Annotated in this window: 13 protein-coding genes; 2 read left to right on the forward strand and 11 right to left on the reverse strand. The window is 73.3% G+C overall.

Features of this window, described 5'->3' with window-relative positions; translation table 11 throughout:
* Positions 1-36: 36 nt before the first annotated feature.
* Positions 37-1,356 (reverse strand): aminopeptidase P family protein, encoded by a 1,320-nt coding sequence (locus tag ACNF49_RS45000; protein WP_357979854.1) that lies wholly within the window; start codon positions 1,354-1,356, stop codon positions 37-39.
* Positions 1,357-1,560: 204 nt separating this feature from the next.
* On the opposite strand from ACNF49_RS45000, the gene ACNF49_RS45005 reads away from it, so the two are divergent.
* Together ACNF49_RS45005 and ACNF49_RS45010 are read left to right on the forward strand one after the other, a co-directional pair.
* Positions 1,561-1,761: a hypothetical protein gene (locus ACNF49_RS45005; RefSeq protein WP_358006536.1), complete on the forward strand. Its 201-nt coding sequence runs from the start codon at positions 1,561-1,563 to the stop codon at positions 1,759-1,761.
* 52 nt (positions 1,762-1,813) lie between these two features.
* Complete coding sequence (locus ACNF49_RS45010) at positions 1,814-2,941, forward strand: acyltransferase family protein (protein ID WP_482941554.1); 1,128 nt, start codon at positions 1,814-1,816, stop codon at positions 2,939-2,941.
* Positions 2,942-3,030: 89 nt separating this feature from the next.
* On the opposite strand, the gene ACNF49_RS45015 is transcribed toward ACNF49_RS45010, so the two are convergent.
* The 10 genes from ACNF49_RS45015 to ACNF49_RS45060 all read right to left on the reverse strand — a co-directional run bounded on the left by ACNF49_RS45015 (position 3,031) and on the right by ACNF49_RS45060 (position 14,006).
* The gene (locus ACNF49_RS45015; protein ID WP_357979848.1) at positions 3,031-3,990 is read right to left on the reverse strand and encodes a TauD/TfdA dioxygenase family protein; all 960 of its coding nucleotides are present in this window, start codon (positions 3,988-3,990) and stop codon (positions 3,031-3,033) included.
* A gap of 80 nt (positions 3,991-4,070) precedes the next feature.
* On the reverse strand, positions 4,071-4,193 hold the full coding sequence (locus ACNF49_RS45020; RefSeq protein ID WP_352324370.1) for a putative leader peptide: 123 nt from the start codon (positions 4,191-4,193) through the stop codon (positions 4,071-4,073).
* A 9-nt stretch (positions 4,194-4,202) separates the two neighbouring features.
* A complete protein-coding gene (locus tag ACNF49_RS45025) occupies positions 4,203-5,669 on the reverse strand; it encodes a type 1 periplasmic-binding domain-containing protein (RefSeq protein ID WP_482941555.1) in 1,467 nt (488 codons plus the stop codon).
* Positions 5,653-7,527: a hypothetical protein gene (locus tag ACNF49_RS45030; protein ID WP_482941556.1), complete on the reverse strand. Its 1,875-nt coding sequence runs from the start codon at positions 7,525-7,527 to the stop codon at positions 5,653-5,655. Before ACNF49_RS45030 ends, ACNF49_RS45025 begins: the two co-directional genes overlap by 17 nt.
* 156 nt (positions 7,528-7,683) lie before the next feature.
* A complete protein-coding gene (locus ACNF49_RS45035; protein ID WP_357979842.1) occupies positions 7,684-8,940 on the reverse strand; it encodes a phenylacetate--CoA ligase family protein in 1,257 nt (418 codons plus the stop codon).
* Positions 8,941-8,964: 24 nt separating this feature from the next.
* A complete protein-coding gene (locus tag ACNF49_RS45040) occupies positions 8,965-10,278 on the reverse strand; it encodes an MFS transporter (protein ID WP_357979840.1) in 1,314 nt (437 codons plus the stop codon).
* Positions 10,275-10,673, reverse strand: coding sequence for a hydroxyphenylacetyl-CoA thioesterase PaaI (gene paaI, locus ACNF49_RS45045; protein WP_482941557.1), 399 nt, complete (start codon positions 10,671-10,673; stop codon positions 10,275-10,277). The genes ACNF49_RS45040 and paaI overlap by 4 nt, the downstream gene beginning before the upstream one ends.
* On the reverse strand, positions 10,670-11,521 hold the full coding sequence (locus ACNF49_RS45050; protein WP_357979836.1) for an SDR family NAD(P)-dependent oxidoreductase: 852 nt from the start codon (positions 11,519-11,521) through the stop codon (positions 10,670-10,672). Before ACNF49_RS45050 ends, paaI begins: the two co-directional genes overlap by 4 nt.
* Positions 11,518-12,774 (reverse strand): MFS transporter, encoded by a 1,257-nt coding sequence (locus ACNF49_RS45055; protein WP_482941558.1) that lies wholly within the window; start codon positions 12,772-12,774, stop codon positions 11,518-11,520. Before ACNF49_RS45055 ends, ACNF49_RS45050 begins: the two co-directional genes overlap by 4 nt.
* Positions 12,775-12,776: 2 nt before the next feature.
* Positions 12,777-14,006 (reverse strand): phenylacetate--CoA ligase family protein, encoded by a 1,230-nt coding sequence (locus ACNF49_RS45060; RefSeq protein WP_482941559.1) that lies wholly within the window; start codon positions 14,004-14,006, stop codon positions 12,777-12,779.
* Between the last annotated feature and the right edge of the window lie 3 nt (positions 14,007-14,009).

Genomic DNA, 14,009 nt, shown 5'->3' on the forward strand with positions numbered 1-14,009 from the left:
TCGAGAGATTATGCGGTGCAATGTCACAGCCACTACCTACCCGGCGGCCATCCACTTCTCCAGCCCGTCGGCGTCGAGAGGCAGCGCGGCCGACAACACGTCGGCGCCCTGCTCGGTGACCACCAGGTCGTCCTCGATCCGGACGCCGATCCCGCGCAGCTCCGGCGGGACGGTGAGGTCGTGCGGATGGAAGTACAGGCCGGGCTCCACCGTGAGCGCCATGCCGGGGGCCATGACGGCGTCCTGGTAGGACTCCTGGCTCGCCCGGCCGCAGTCGTGCACGTCCAGGCCGAGGTGGTGGCCGACGCCGCAGACCAGGTAGCGGCGGTGGTGCTGGCCGGCGTCGGACAGCGCCTCGTCCACCGAGACCGGCAGCAGGCCCCAGTCGGCCAGGCCGTGCGCGACCACCTCCATGGCGGCGTGGTGGAAGTCGCTGAAGCGGCGGCCGGGGGCGACCGCGGCGAGCGCGGCCCGGTGGGCCCGTTCGACCAGGTCGTGCACCTGCCGTTGCGCCGGGGTGAAGCGGCCGGAGACGGGGAAGGTGCGGGTGACGTCGGCGGTGTAGCAGCTCTCCGCCTCGACGCCGAGGTCGAGCAGGAGCAGCTCGCCGGGGGTCACCGGGCCGTCGCAGCGCACCCAGTGCAGGGTGGGCGCGTGCGGGCCGCCGCCGACGATGGAGGGGTAGCCGGGGCCGTTGCCGTAGGCGCGGGCGTACCGGTCGAAGGTGCCCTGGAGCCACCGCTCGCCGCGCCCGGCCACGGCGGCGGGGATCTCGCGGACGACGGCGGCGAACCCCTCGACGGTGCGGTCCACCGCCTCGCGCAGCTGCCCGACCTCCCAGTCGTCCTTGTACATGCGCAGCTCGGCCAGGACCCGGGCGGCCTCCTGGTCCTCGGTCACCTCCGTGGTCAGTTCGGCCAGCGGCCGGACCCGCACGCCCAGTGCCTTCGCCCAGTCGTCCAGGCCGGGGACGGCGCCCACCCACAGCTCGCCGTACCTGGAGTCGGTGAAGAACGCCGGGTCGCCGGGGCCGGCGGGCGGCGGCACGTAGAGGGTGGCCTCGGCGCCCTCCAGCACGACGACGGCGTTCTCGATCTGGCAGCCGGTCAGCCAGACGAAGTCGCTGCCGGCGCGGAAGTCGTAGGCCATGTCGTTGCTGCGGATCGGGGCCTGCCCCGCGGCCAGCACGACGGTCCGGCCGGGCAGCGTCTCGGCCAGCCGGGCCCGGTGGGCTGCGGCGGCCTCGGCCGCGCCGGGCACGACGCGCGGCGTGCGGTCGGCGGCGCCCCAGCCGGTGTTCATGTACGCGGCGAAAGCGGGGATCTCGGACAGTTTCGGGGGCCTGCCGTCACGCACGGATGATCACTCCTTCCATAGGGCTCAGTAATGTGTGGCATTGCACTGAACACTAGGACGGCGGGAAGCCGCCGCCAAGAGGTGACCAGAAAAATCCGCATATCGTGACAAAGGCTCGGCTACTCTGCGGGAGCCACGCGATCAACACGCACACGGAGCCCCCGCGGCGGAACGAGAGCGGCGGGACGAGAGACGGGAAGAACGATGACCTCTTGGATCCTCATCGTCGTCGGCGTACTGCTGGCCCTGGTCGGTGGGCTCTGGGCGCTCCAGGGACTGGGCGTGGTGGGCGGCAGCGTGATGACCGGCGACACCACCTGGGCGGTCATCGGGCCGGTGGTCCTGCTGGTGGGCGTCGCCGTCGTGGTGATCGGCCTGCGCCTGCGGCGTTCGCCGTCCCGCTGAGCGCGGCGGCGATCACGGAGGGTTCTGTCGCAAATGGCCTAGAATCCGACAGATGTCCCCCGCCTCCGCCCGGCTGGCCTGGCTGGACGCCCTGCGGGGGCCCGCCGCGCTGGCCGTCACCGCGCACCACGCGGGCTGGTCGTTCGTCCCCGCCGCGTGGGCGGTCGTGGACCGCAGGATCGACCTCGGCACGTGGGGCGTCTTCGTCTTCTTCCTGGTCAGCGGCTACATCATCCCGGCCTCCCTGGAACGGCGCGGCGACCTGCGCGCCTTCTGGACCGGGCGGGCCTTCCGCCTGCTGCCGCTGCTGCTCGCCGCCCTCGGCCTGGCGTTCCTGCTCGCCCTCGCGGGCCTGTTCCCGCTGGATCCGGGCCTCGGCGAACGTCCCGCGCCCCTGGTCGCGCTCGGCAACCTGACGATGTTGCAGGAGCTGCTCAACCTGCCGCCCGTCATCGGCGTGACCTGGACGCTGTCGTACGAGATGGCCTTCTACCTGATCAGCGTGGCGCTGTTCGCGACCGGCCAGTCCCGCAGGTCGGCGGGGATCGCCGTCGCCCTGGCGGCGCTGGCCGTGCCGGCGGGGCTGCTGCTGCCGGGCGCGTCGATCAACGGCGGGGCCGACCTGACCGCCGCGCTGCTCGCCCTCGCGGTCGTGGCGGCGATCGCGGTCACCGTCCTCGGGGACGGCCGGGCCCGTACGGCGGCCGCCGCGGCGGGCGGGCTGCTCGGGCTGGCGCTGGTGGTCCTGGGCAGCCGGGCCGGCACCTGGCAGGGCGTGATCATCCTGGCCGCCATGTTCGCCGGGACCGCGGTGCACCGCGCCGAGCAGGGCGTGATCTCCTGGCGGACCGCCGGGCTCGCCTGCCTGGCGGTGGTGGCCTGCGGCGTCCCCGCCAAGGACGACCCGGGATGGGCGCCCGCGCTCGTGCTCGCGTTCGCCGTGTTCGGGGTGGGGCTGGCGATGCGCCACAGGGCGTTCCCGCGCGTGCTGACCCGGCTCGGCGTGATCAGCTTCTCCGTCTACCTGCTGCATCCCCTGCTGCTGCGCCTGCTGCCGAACCTGGTGCTGTACTACCTGGTCCTGATCCCGCTGTGCCTGGTGACGTACCACGTCATCGAGGCCCCGGCCCAGCGGCTCGGCCGCCGGCTGAGCGGGTCGCGCGCCCCCGTCCGGAAGTAGGGACCGACGCCGCGGGCGGGCACCCCCCAGCCCCCGCCCGCGCGTCCGGTGCCGCGAGCGGGTCCCGCTCGCGGAGGTGGCCGCCGCCGTCAGGCGACCACGAGTGACTGCGCCCTGAACTCCCTTCCGGCCACGATCTCGGAGACGAACCCGTCGGGTCCGACGGGACGGTCGCCGATCAGCGTGACCCGGTGCAGCCTGCGCGGCACGTCGAGGTGGTCGAGGTCGGACGGGGCGAGGTGGGCGGTGGCGCGGTTGTCCCAGAAGGCGACGCTGCCGGGCTGCCAGCGGAACCGCACGGTGTACTCGGGCCGGGTGAGCTGCTCGTACAGCAGGTCGAGGATGCGGCGGCTCTCCACGGCCGACAGGCCCACGATGTGGTCGGTGAAGCCGGGATTGACGAACAACGCCCGCTCACCGGTCTCCGGATGCACCCGCACCACCGGGTGCACGGAGATCAGCAGGTTGTCGTTGATGCGCTTGACCAGCTTGCCGTCCTCGTCGGCGGCCTGGTAGCCGGCCAGGAAGCGGTGCTCGGCGCGCAGGCCGTCCACCAGGTCGCGCAGCGGCGCGGACAGGCCCTCGTACGCGGCCACCAGGTTCGTCCACTGCGTGTCGCCGCCGAACTCCGGCACGGTCTCGGCCCGCAGGATCGAGGCGGCGGGCGGGTTGACGGCGGCGGTGACGTCGGTGTGCCAGCCGGAGAAGTAGGAGTAGCGCCTCCTCTGGTAGAGCTCGCGGTAGTTGACGCCGTAACGCTTCTCGTACCGGCGGGGGTCGATGGTCAGGATCTGCGGGAACTCCTCGGGCGGCGCGTCCTCGTGCGGGTGGGCGTGGGTCAGCTCGCCGAACTGGCGGGCGAAGGCGATCTGCGCGGCGTGGTCGAGCTCCTGCCCGCGGAAGAACACGACTTTGTACGCGAGCAGCGCCTGGCGGATCTCCTCGACCACGGACGGGTCGAGCGGGTGGGCCAGATCGACGCCGGTGATCTCGGCGCCGATGTGCCCGGCGACGCGCCGGACGGTGAGCACGCTGGTGGGGGTCGACATGGTTCGGCCACTCCTCTGAGCTTCGGGGAAGATCTGGGGGAAGGACGCTCGGGCGTCCGAGGAGAGCGGGGACCCGGAGGTCACCGCACGGCACAGAGCGCGCTCGCCTGCCGCCGGAGGTCGACGTGGAGGCGGGCCACCAGAAGGCTCTTCACGCCTCTGATCCTGCGCGAAATTTCCCACAAAAGCAATAGGTAATACATGAAAGACGGTCAGCTCCGGCCAGGGCCGCCGTCCGTCACCGTGACCCGGCCCGAGTACGCCGAGGTGCCGTCCGGGTTGAGCTGGAGGATCGGGATCTCCTTGGTCTGGCGGGCGCCGCCCTCGACGATCCTGATCGGGCCGCTGGCGCCCTCGACCGTCACCGTGCCGCTGGTCAGCATGTTCGCCATGTCCTGCGGCGAGGGCACGTCCGGCTCCCGGGCGAACGCCTTGGCCGTCTCCAGGGCCACGAACATGGCGTCGTGGTGCATGATGGCCATGCCGTCGTCGAGGCTCTCGTGCGGGAACATGCGCCGGAAGCTGTCGGGGTCGTCGCCCTCGAACCTGGCCCGGATCGCCGTGAGCACCCCGCCGCCGGGCAGCGTGAGGCTCGCCGGGTGGGCCAGGGCCGTGTAGAAGAGCCGGATCCGGGTGTCCCCCCACATGCCGAGGTCGACCTTGCGGTTCATCTCGCTGGCGTCGTCGCCGGTGATCACGGTGACGCCGGGCCGGACGCACCGCTCGCGCTGGCTGAGCGCCTGCATCAGCGCGGGCAGCTGCTCGCTGCGCCCGGCGTACAGGACGGTGTTCGCGCCGGAGTTGCACACGCGCTCGGCGATGACGTCGAGCACGGTGCCGGAGAACCTGGTCGAGGAGTCGAACGACAGCTCCATCACGCGTTCCCGGCCGGCCAGCGAGCCGGCGTAGAACCGGGCGAGCGTCTTGACGTAGCTGTCGGCCGGGTTGAGGTCCTTGATCACGACCGCCTTGAGCCCGGGGTTGACCTTCCTGGCGTGCACCACCCCGGCCTGGGCCTGCTCGCTGTTCAGGGCCGCGACGCGGGCCAGCCCGGGGAAGCCGGTGAGCTCGTCGGAGGTGATGACCGCCGAGACCATCGCGTACCGGCTCGCGCTCAGGCTCGCGACCGTGCCGCGGGTCGCGCCGGTGCTGGCGCCCAGCCCGGTCACCGCCACGATGTGCTCCTCCGCGGTCCGGTCCCGGACGGCCTCGACCGTCGGCTCCCAGTCCTGCGGCCCGTCGCTGGCGACCAGCACCCGCACGTACGGCGGCGAGGACGGCTGCCGGTTGCGCCACACCTGCGCCAGATGGACGCCCTCCAGGCCGTGCCTGATGCTCTCCCGGTTCAGGGCGATGTCGGTGAGTGAGCCGGTCATCGGGAACATCGCGACGACGGTCACGTAGTCGTCCGGGTGCTCCTTCTCCACCGCGGCGTTCTCGGCGGCGATGAGGCTCATGACCGGGGCCAGGTCGGGGCCGAAGGCGTCGCCGTCGTCGGTGAGCCGCGACGTCCTGACGTAGAGCCCGAGGACGACGACGGCCGCCACGACGAGCACCCCCGCCAGCGCCCTGCGCAGGAGGAGGCGGTTGCGGCGGCCCGCCGCCCAGTTCGCACCGACCTCCGCCGGCGCCGGATCGCCCGCACCGGCCGTGCCGAGGTCGTCAGCGTCTTCGCTCATACCTGTCGGCCTCCCGTAACAAGATCGCCGGACTGGTGGTCGACCGCCTGGCCAGGTCCCGCAGCCCGCGCGCGACCTGCTCGGCCCGGCTCCCGGACGGGTCGAGCAGCGGGTCGAGCCAGAACCAGCGGTCCACGACCAGGGCCCTGACCACGGTGAGCCAGTCCCCGCGCTCGTGCGGGGCGGCGGTCGCCACCAAGGAGTCGTACAGCTCGTCCAGGGGCGTGACCAGCGGCAGCCGGTTGGGGGCGGTGGTCACCTCGTTGAAGCCGGCCAGCCATTCCGGCAACCGGCTGCGGCCGTCCTCGCGCACGTCGAGCCGGTCGAAGAGCCGGTGCAGGTGCTCGGCCACGTGGGTCAGACGGCCCTCGGGGTCGTCCCGGCGGACGCGGGCCAGGCGGTGGTGCAGGCTGCGCGGGGTCTCCTCGCCTCCGGGGCCGAGGTGGAAACGTTCCAGGTCCCGGTGCACGTCGTCCCAGCGGCCGGTGACGGCGAGCCGGTGCAGCAGCAGCCGCCGCAGCCATGGATGGATCACGGTGACCTGGTGGCCGCGCGCCCCCTCGTAGCGGCCGTGCGGGTCCCGTTCCTCCGGACGGCGGTCGAGCCAGAGCTGGTCGGCCAGCTCGTTGCGCAGGTTCGGCGTCCGGCCGGCCCGTTTGAGCAGGGCGCTCTCCGCGTCGTCCACGTTCCTGGCCGCCGCCCAGTCGGTCAGCTCGTCCAGGTGGGCCAGGTGCAGCCGGTCGGGCCAGCGCAGCAGGTCCTCGCGGCACACGACGGCGCGGAAGGCGTCGTCGTCCTGGGCGGCGGCGGCGAGCCTGCCCAGGCGCCGGGTCACGGCCGGATGGCCGCCGGTCAGCTCCCGGACGGCCGAGGCGTAGGCGCGCGACCGGTCGGCCTCCAGCGGCGGCATCAGCACGGGGTACCACCACGGCTGCTCCCGGGTGTCGTAGCCGGCCCGCCAGTCGCGGTAGCTCGCCTCCGCCAGCGTGGGCGGGTGGGCCGCGCCGGGCACGACCGTGCCGGGACGCGCCCACGACCCGCCCATCGGCAGCCATTCCTTCGACTCCGCCACCACCAGCAGCGGATCGGCGCCCTTGGCCGGGCCGAGCGCCCTGAGCAGCGCGCGGCCCGCCGCGGTCTCGGCCCCCTCCAGCAGCAGCAGGCAGCTGCGGGCGTGGCGGTGGCTCTTGGACCAGGAGTCGGTGAGGTCGGCCACGAGGGCCCGGCACAGGATCGCCCCGGCGGACCCGGACGGGTCGCCGCCGTGGCCGTCCCGCCGCCTGGCCAGGTCGATCACGTTGCCGTTGGCCATCTGGGCGGCCAGCCAGGTCCTGCCCTTGTCGTTGAGCAGCCTGACCACGCGGCGGCGCTGGCCCCGCGCGGCGTACTGGAGCACCGAGGTGAGCGCGGCCAGCGGCTCGGCACCCGGGATGCGGCCGAGCAGGTCGCGCAGCAGGGACAGGGCGTCGGACAGCCGCTCGGGGTCGCCGCCGTCCACGAGGTCGTCCAGTTCGCCGGCCAGCTCGTTGTCGGAGCGGTCCCGCGGGTCCAGGGCCAGCACGTGCAGCGCGAAGACCACCCGGGGCAGCCGGACGCTGGAGGTCTCCATCAGGTCGTGGGCGATGCGCTCGACGGTCTTGACCACTGGCGCGTCGCGCAGCCCCGGCAGCCGGAAGTCCACCCGCACCCGGGGCGACTCGGGCCTGGTGACGCTCCTCCAGACGCGGGTGAGGCACACCTCGCGGTCGGTGCCGTCGGGGCCGAGCAGCACGATGACCGGGAGCCGGTCGCCGCTCCCGAGCGGGAGGCACTCCTTCGTCACCAGGCGAAGGTGAGCGTCGTTGAACGAATCCGCCATCGCAGCAACCTGCCGGGTCGTCGTCAGCTGGTGCGTGCCCGAGTGAGCATCGCCCCGCGGACGCTCGTTTCCATCATAGAAACGAAACATCGGACGACGCGGAAAAATCCGGAGGAATCCGGAGCCTCCGGCCTTGGCCGGAGGCTCCGGCCCGGGTCAGGGGTGCGGGCGCTCGTCCACCACCTGCAGCACCTTCCCGGTACGCGGGTGCGTCACCAGCTCCGACGGCCGCACCCATTCGACGGTCAGCGGGTGCACCAGGCCCTCGGCGACGGACTTCGGGTAGAGCGGCTTGGCCGCGTACACGGCGTCCACGAGGCGCTGGGTCAGGCCGGGCGGCGGCTCCTGCGCGCAGGCCAGCCGGAGCAGCAGGCCGTCCTTGCCGTCCCAGCGGCGCTGGACCATCTGCATCGCCGACATCGCCCGGTCCGGGTCGGCGGCGACCAGCACGGCCCGGACGGCCTCGCTGGACATCGCCACCGTCTCCACCCTGGCCCCCTCGGACGTCCTGCCGACCAGCCGGAAGGCCCGGCATTCTGCGTCGGTCCACTCGCCGAGGTCGCCGACCGGGTAGCGGATGACCGGCATCAGCGTCCTGAACAGGTTGGTGACGACCACCCGCCCGCGCACGCCGGGCGTGGTGACCGGGTCGCCGGTCACCTCGTCGATCAGCTCCACCAGGGTGCGGTCGGGGAACGCCTCGTGCACCCGCACGTCCGCGCCCGCCACGGGGCCGCCGATCAGCCCGGCGTCCACGGAGGCGTAGCCGAGCGAGGCGATCGCCGCGCCGGGGAAGGCCTTGGCCAGCTGCGGACGCAGGTCGTCGAAGAGCAGGTCGCCGGCGAACAGCAGCAGCTCCACGGTGTCCGCGCTGCGCCCGCGCGCGATCACCGCCTCGGCCACCTTGCCGAGCTTCATCGGCGGCCCCGCCAGCACGTGCACGCCGAACAGCTCGATCAGGTCGGCGATGTAGCCGTCCTCGGCGTGGCAGGCGATGGGCAGGCGCACGTTCTCCACGGGGGCGTTGTGCAGGGCGTGCTCGATGTAGAGGAAGCCGCCGTACATCTCGCCGGCGGAGAACAGGTTCGCCACCCGGTGGCCGGGCCGCAGGCCCGCCCGCACCATGCCGGCGCCGAACGCGGTCACCGAGTCGGCGTGCTCGGCGCGCGTCCAGGGGGAGAACTTGGGCGCTCCGGTGGTGCCGCCGGAGGCGTAGACGCCGGCGTCGGTCAGGGGGCCGGTCAGCAGCCTGTTGTCCGGATAGGTGTTGGCGGCCCAGAAGGCGTTCTGGTCGATGATCGGCAGCGCGGTGAGGTCGTCCACGCCGTCGGGCAGGTCGCGGTAGAGCTCGGCGTAGAACGGCGAGTGCCGCCGAGCGAAGTCGATCAGGTCACGCAGGGATTTGGCGGGCATGGGTCACTCCTTGGTCGTCGATGCTCAGATCCGGCTGTGAGCGAGGCTCGGGACCCGCGCCAGCACCCGGCGGCGGTAGAACCACCAGTTGGTGGCCAGGAAGACGGCGTAGGCGCCGATGAACACTTGGAGGGCGGGCGCGACGGAACCCGACCCGGCCAGCGAGACGGCGAAGCCCCGGGGGATGAGGAACCCGCCGAACGCGCCGACCGCGGAGGCGATGCCGATGGCCGCCGCGGCCTCGCGCCTGGCCCGCAGCCGCGCGTCCGGCGACCCGTGCCGGGCCTGCGCGGTGAAGATGGCCGGGATCATCCGGTACGTGGACCCGTTCCCCGCCCCCGAGGCGACGAACAGCAGCAGGAACGCGCCCAGGAAGAGCGGGAAGCTGTGCCGTCCGAGCGCGGCCAGCGCGGCCACCGCCCCGGCGGCCATGGCGACGAACGACCACGAGGTGACCCTGGCGCCGCCGTGCCGGTCGGCCAGCCAGCCGCCGACCGGCCGCGCCAGCGACCCGGCCAGCGGCCCGAGGAAGGCCAGGTACGGCGAGGCGGACTCGGCGAACGCCGACCGGGCGACCAGCGGGAACGCCGCCGAGTAACCGATGAACGAGCCGAAGGTGCCGATGTACAGGAAGGACATGACCCAGGTGTGCGGACGCAGGAACGCCCTGCCCTGGGTGCCGAAGCCGGTCCTGGCGACGGCCAGGTTGTCCATGAACAGGTACGCGCACAGCGCGGCGGCCACGACCAGCGGCATCCACACCAGCCCGGCGTACGCCAGGCCACCCGCCGCCACCAGCGGGATCAGCAGTTGCACGACCGCCACGCCCAGGTTCCCGCCGGCCGCGTTCACGCCGAGCGCGAACCCCTTGCGCCGCTCCGGGTAGAAGTAGGAGACGTTGGCCATGGAGGAGGCGAAGTTGCCGCCGCCGAGCCCGGCCGTGGCCGCGGCGGCCAGGAACATCCAGTAGGGCCTGGCCGGATCGGTGACCAGCCAGGCCAGCAGCCCCGTCGGCGCCAGGAGCAGCAGGGCGCTGGCCACGTTCCAGTTGCGCCCGCCGAAGGCCGAGACGGCGAAGGTGTAGGGCAGCCGCAGCGTGCTGCCGACCAGGTTCGGCACCGCGACCAGCCAGAAGAGCTGGTCGACGGTGAACGGGAAGCCCGCCTTCGGCAGCAGGACGACGACGGCGCTCCAGAGCAGCCACACCGCGAAGCCGAGATGCTCGACGAAGATGGAGAAGATCAGGTTCCTGGTGGCGACGCGGCGTCCGACGGCCGCCCAGAACCCCGGGTCCTCGGGTTCCCAGTGCTCGATCCAGCGTCCGGTCCGCCGGTTCATGAGGTTCTCCCTTCGCTGGTGGGACGGCCGGCGACCACGACGCCGTGGCCGCGGAACTCTGCGACGATCTCGCCGGCCGGGCGGCGTACGGTGACGTCGTAGACGCCGTGCCTGCCGTGCCTGGCCCGTTCGGTGGCCTCGGCCACCAGCACGTCGCCCGCCGCGGCCGGGCGCAGGAACGTCACCTGGGCGCTGTGGGCCAGCATGACCGGGCCGCGGCTGTTGCAGGCGTGGTCGAAGGCGGCGTCGGCGAGCAGGAACAGGTAGCCGCCGTGGGCGACGCCGTGCCCGTTCACCATGTCCTCGGTGACGCGCATGCGCAGCCGGGCCCGCCCGGCGGCGGCCTCCTCCAGGGCGATGCCGAGCGCCCGGCAGGCCGGGTCGGGGCCGGTCATGGGGCGCCGCCGATCCAGGATTCGGCCATCTCCTGGACGGCCGAGCCGTCGGGGTCGGCGAGCTTGCCGGCCACGTACCGCGACACCCAGGGGCCGGTCGGGATGCGGAAGGGCGGGTCGGCGGCGGTCAGCGCGTCCACGATCACGTCGGCCACCTGCCAGGAGGTCTGGCCGGCGCCCTCCCAGCCGGGGCCGCGCACCCAGTCGAGGTAGGCGTCGAAGGTGGGGGCGTACGGGCCGGAGGCGGCCCGGATCGTCTTCCGGTTGATGTCCGGAAAAATCCCGAACCGGGTGTCGGAGACGAAGCCGGGCACGACCACGCTCACCCGTACGCCGTGCGCGGCCGCGACCGGCGCCAGGCTCTCCATGAACCCCTCGACCGCCGCCTTCGCCGCCGCGTACGCCTCGTTGAACGGCTGGCCCACGACGCCGTGCACGCTGCCGACCGTCACCAGACGCCCTCCGGCGGCCCGCAGCAGCGGCATCGCCACCCGGCTGACCTCGATCACCCCGAAGAAGTTGACCTCGAAGTTGGCGCGCAGCGCCTCCGGCGTGGACATCTCCATCGTCGGGTCGAAGTTCGACACGCCCGCGTTGTTGACCAGCGCGTCCAGCCCTCCGTACGTCTCCCGCACGCCCTTCACGCACGCCCGCGCCGAGGCGGGGTCGGTGACGTCGAGGTGGCGGACGTCCAGGGTGACGCCGGCCCGGTCGGCCGCCGCGCGCAGGTCGCCGTCCCGGCCGGGGTCGCGCATGGTGGCCACCACCGTCATCCCGGCCCGCGCGGCGGTCACCGCCGTGGCCAGCCCGATCCCCGACGAGGTCCCGGTGATCAGCACAGTCGTCATGACGCGCTCCCCGCCAGGTGGGCCCGCGGCTCGGCCCGGTCCATGAGGGCCTGGATCCCCGAGGCGGGCAGGAACGAGAACGCGGCCAGCAGCGTGCCGCCGGCCATGACGGCCTGCGCCGCGCCGAGCACGCCCAGCGCAGGCGTCAGCAGGGTGACCGCCGACCCGCCCGCGAGCGCGGCCAGCGGGATCACCCCCCAGGTCGCCGTGCGGAACGCGGCGTGCATGACGCCCTGGTTCTCGGCGGCCATCCGCGACTGCCGGATCGGCGCGCTGCACACGTTGATGCACGACATGAAGAAGCCGTAGCAGCCGAACGTCACGCCGATCACCGGCGCGGCGGGCAGCGCGGGCGCGGCCAGCACGCCGAGGCCGACCAGGCAGTGCAGCAGCAGCGCCCAGGCCATGGTCCGGCCGAGGCCGAGCCGGTCGCTGATCCTCGGGGCGGCCAGCGCGCCGAGCACCGCGCCCACGGCCGCCGCCGACATCGCCGCGCCGAACACGCCCACCGAGACGCCGAGCCCCTGGTAGGCCAGCACCGGCAGGACCGTGACGAAGACCGGCCCGCCCGAGTTGAGCACCACCGCGGCCAGCACCACCCGGCGCAGCACCGGGTCGGCCCAGTTCAGCCGGAAGCCGAGCATCAGCCGCGAGCGCACCGGCACCCGCTCCCCGGTCGTGACGCCCCACGGCTTCATGGCCCGCAGGCACGCCGCCGAGACCAGGTAGGTGGCCGCGTCCACGAGCAGCGAGGCGACGCCGAGCAGGTGGTACAGGCCCGCCGCGATCGACGGCCCGGCCACCTCCGACACCGTGCTGCTGCCCTCCAGCCGCGAGTACGCCCGCACCAGCCGGTCCTGCGGCACGGTCGTGGGCACGGCGACGAGGTAGCCGATGTTGAAGAAGATCGTCGCGCCGCTGATCAGCGCCACGCACACGAACAACACCGGCGTCGAGAGCATCCCGAACCAGTACGCGACCGGGATGACCCCCACCGCCACCAGCCGGACGAGGTCGCACACGACCATGGTCAGCCGCTTGTCCCACCGGTCCACGAGCACCCCGGCGATCGGCCCCAGCAGCGGGATGCCGAGGTACTGGGCCATGGCCACGATGCCGACCTCCAGCGCGGAGGCGTGCAACACGAAGATCATCAACGTCGGGACGACGAACACGGTGATCCGGTCGCCGAGCAGGCTCACCGTCTGGCCGCTCCAGTAGAGGCCGAACTCCCTGCCGAGCGACCCCGGCATCCTCACTGCTCCTCCCGCACGACGAAGGAGGAGGTCTTGCCGGTGCGGTCGTTGCCGATCAGCGCGTCGACCGTCCGCACCCGGAAGGAGCCGGGGTCGTGCTGGAAGGCCGTGCTGAGGGTGAAGGTGCCGGCCAGGAGGTCGCGGCGCAGCCGTTCGGGCAGGTCGGGCGGGGTCGCGGGGCCGGTCAGCAGCAGCACGTCCACGCCGGAGACCCGGCCCTGCCGCTCGGTGACCAGGACCTGGGCGCGCAGCACGCCGGGCTCGCGTTCGGCCTGGGCGACGACGTCGTCCACGTGCAGGCCGAGGCCGCGCACCTGGACGACCGAGTCGCGACGGCCCAGGATGCGCAGCGCCCGGCCGTCCCGGCCGCACGGGCAGGAGACGAGGCGGCCGGCGTCGCCGGTGCGGTAGCGCAGCACCGGGTTGAGCATGTCGGGGTTGAGCGTGGTGAAGTCCAGCAGCTCGTCGGCGTCGCTGTGCACGAGCTGGTCGGGCAGCGGGTGGAAGACGTCGGCCGGGCAGTCCGGGGTGTTGGTGGCGGCGACCCAGGTCTCGGTGCTGCCGAACATGCCCCAGCGGCGGGCGTCCGGGGCGACCTCGGCCAGGTCCTCGTCGAGCTGGGGATGCCACGCCTCACCCAGCCAGAGCACCTTGCGCAGCGCGGGCAGGCGCAGGCCGGCCGCCCGCGCGTGGGCGAACCACAGCCGCAGCACGCTGGGCGTGCCGCCGAACGCGGTCACCTTACGGTCGGCGAAGAAGCCCAGCCAGTCGCCGTACTCCTCCTTGCCGACCGAGCCCAGGGCGATGACCCGGCAGCCGGACAGGTCGGCGAGGGCGGCGGCCAGGAAGTGGGCGCCCCACATGCGGCCGGCGCCCCAGGCGTTGACGAAGACGTCGTCCGGTTCCAGGGGCTGCCAATGGCGGTGCACGCCCTCCATGTAGAAGCCGGTGGGGGCGTAGCCGACCTTGGGCGCGCCGGTGCTGCCGCCGCTCTGGAACAGCCAGGTCGCGCCCTGCCCGGCCTTGGGCTCCAGGTGCGCGAGCGCAACGTTGAGGTCGTCCTTGACCAGCGGCGGCAGGGCGGCCAGGTCCTCCAGCGTGAGCACCTTCTCGTGGCCCTCGTAGCGCGGCGCGAGCGCGGGCACGCTCCTCAGCCGCTCCAGCGAGCGCCTCGGGACGCGCAGCAGCGGCTCGGCCGCCGCGGACGTCAGCGAGAACGATTCGGTCATGGG

It is taken from the genome of Actinomadura sp. ATCC 39365 (assembly GCF_054392275.1).

Coding starts and splice junctions, on each gene's coding strand:
- ACNF49_RS45010 (WP_482941554.1), top strand. CDS start 1,814: ATGTCCCCCGCCTCCGCCCGGCTGGCCTGGCTGGACGCCCTGCGGGGG.
- ACNF49_RS45035 (WP_357979842.1), bottom strand. CDS start 8,940: ATGCCCGCCAAATCCCTGCGTGACCTGATCGACTTCGCTCGGCGGCAC.
- ACNF49_RS45015 (WP_357979848.1), bottom strand. CDS start 3,990: ATGTCGACCCCCACCAGCGTGCTCACCGTCCGGCGCGTCGCCGGGCAC.
- paaI (WP_482941557.1), bottom strand. CDS start 10,673: ATGACCGGCCCCGACCCGGCCTGCCGGGCGCTCGGCATCGCCCTGGAG.
- ACNF49_RS45060 (WP_482941559.1), bottom strand. CDS start 14,006: ATGACCGAATCGTTCTCGCTGACGTCCGCGGCGGCCGAGCCGCTGCTG.
- ACNF49_RS45020 (WP_352324370.1), bottom strand. CDS start 4,193: ATGTATTACCTATTGCTTTTGTGGGAAATTTCGCGCAGGATCAGAGGC.
- ACNF49_RS45030 (WP_482941556.1), bottom strand. CDS start 7,527: ATGGCGGATTCGTTCAACGACGCTCACCTTCGCCTGGTGACGAAGGAG.
- ACNF49_RS45025 (WP_482941555.1), bottom strand. CDS start 5,669: ATGAGCGAAGACGCTGACGACCTCGGCACGGCCGGTGCGGGCGATCCG.
- ACNF49_RS45005 (WP_358006536.1), top strand. CDS start 1,561: ATGACCTCTTGGATCCTCATCGTCGTCGGCGTACTGCTGGCCCTGGTC.
- ACNF49_RS45040 (WP_357979840.1), bottom strand. CDS start 10,278: ATGAACCGGCGGACCGGACGCTGGATCGAGCACTGGGAACCCGAGGAC.
- ACNF49_RS45055 (WP_482941558.1), bottom strand. CDS start 12,774: ATGCCGGGGTCGCTCGGCAGGGAGTTCGGCCTCTACTGGAGCGGCCAG.
- ACNF49_RS45050 (WP_357979836.1), bottom strand. CDS start 11,521: ATGACGACTGTGCTGATCACCGGGACCTCGTCGGGGATCGGGCTGGCC.